We start from the raw sequence: 1,628 nt of genomic DNA, 5'->3' as shown, positions 1-1,628 counted from the left end.
ATGAACTCGCACGCAGCCATCGTCAACCGCCTGCTCTGGATGCAGGCGGCCTTCGCGCTCGGTGAGGATGACCGCGTGCTGCAGAAGACCCCCTTTAGCTTCGATGTGTCGGTCTGGGAGTTCTTCTGGCCGCTAATGTGTGGGGCAACGCTGGTTGTGGCGCGACCGGGCGGGCATCGCGACGCCGCCTACCTGGCCGAGTTGATCGAGCGGGAGCGGGTGACGACGCTGCACTTCGTGCCGTCGATGCTGGAGGTGTTCCTCGAGGAGCCTGGGGTGGCGGCACACTGCGGCACAGTGCGGCGGGTGATGAGCAGCGGGGAGACGCTGGCGGCGGGGCTGGCGCGACGGTTCTGGGAGGAGTTGGGCGAGACCGGGTGCGAGTTGCACAACCTGTATGGGCCGACTGAGGCGGCCGTGGATGTGACGTGGTGGGAGTGCCAGCGAGGCTGGGGCGGGGCGTCGGAGCCGATCGGGAGGCCGATAGCGAACACGCAAATCTATGTGCTCGACATGCGGATGGAGCCGGTGCCGATTGGGGTCTCGGGCGAGTTGTACATCGGCGGTGCGGGTGTCGGGCGGGGTTACTTGAAGAGGGCGGGGTTGACGGCGGAGAAGTTTGTGCCCGACCCGTTCTCATCTGAGGCTGGGGGACGGCTCTATCGGACGGGGGATGTGGCGCGCTATCGGGCTGACGGCGAGATCGAGTTTCTGGGGCGCTCCGACCATCAGGTGAAGGTGCGCGGGTTCCGGGTTGGGTTGGGAGAAATCGAAGCTGCGTTGACCGCTCACGCGGCGGTGCGCCAAGCCGTGGTGGTGGCGCGAGGGGCTGCTGGAGCGGCGGTCACCCAGTTAGTGGCCTACGTGGTGTGCGAGGGTGAGGTGGAGACGTCGGAGTTGCGGCGGCACCTGCGGGCTCGGCTGCCGGAGTACATGGTGCCGGGATGGGTGGTGACGCTCGCGGAGATGCCGCTGACGCCCAACGGCAAGATCGACCGCCGCCGCTTGCCGGCGCCGGAACAGGATCATGCCGAGATGGCGAAGACTTACGTGGCGCCGAAGACAGAGCTTGAGCAACATATCGCCCAGGTCTGGCAGCAGCTTCTCGGTATTGAGAAGTTAGGCGTCAACGATAATTTCTTCGATCTGGGAGGCCACTCATTATTGATAGTTAAAGGGCGTGGCAAGTTGCAGGAATCGCTCGGCAGAGACATCTCTATTGTGGAATTGTTTCAGTATCCAACCATCGGTTCTCTAGCTAAACACCTCGGTGAGAATGGGAGCGGACCCACTTTGGGTGAGCGCGGTCAGCATCGCGCTGAGACCCGCAAAGAGTTAACGAAGCGGCGAAGACTCGCAGATAGGGCCCGGGTGGTCGTGAAATCATGAGGTCGGAGGAAGCTTGCCGCCGTCAAAACCATCGACGTTGAATTGAGCGACATCGGGGCCACCAACCCCGACCAATGCCTGGAGGTCGGCTGCAAGTTGATCCGGGTCATCAGACAAAACATTGAGTTCGGCGCCAGTCAAAACGAGAGCACTCGCACCGCTACTTGCCTCCGTGCTCACCCGGCGATCATTATCTTCGACCGACACCTCTTCCTTCAGTCCAATAGTCAGATTAATGT

2 protein-coding genes are annotated in these 1,628 nt (G+C 62.4%); one reads left to right on the top strand and one right to left on the bottom strand.

Annotated elements, in window-relative coordinates; genetic code table 11:
• On the top strand, positions 1–1,389 hold a 1,389-nt coding region (locus WAW17_RS23470), incomplete at its 5' end, for a non-ribosomal peptide synthetase (RefSeq protein WP_422335304.1).
• Here the strand turns inward: WAW17_RS23470 and WAW17_RS23465 are convergent.
• The coding region (locus WAW17_RS23465) for a hypothetical protein (protein ID WP_422335303.1) at positions 1,384–1,628 on the bottom strand (245 nt) is incomplete at its 5' end. The genes WAW17_RS23470 and WAW17_RS23465 overlap by 6 nt on opposite strands.

The sequence above is a fragment of the Rhodococcus sp. (in: high G+C Gram-positive bacteria) genome, assembly GCF_049286785.1.
GTDB lineage: Bacteria > Actinomycetota > Actinomycetes > Mycobacteriales > Mycobacteriaceae > Rhodococcus_F.
The sequence above is the reverse complement of the archived record's forward strand: the minus strand, read 5'-3'. Positions and strand labels throughout refer to the sequence as shown.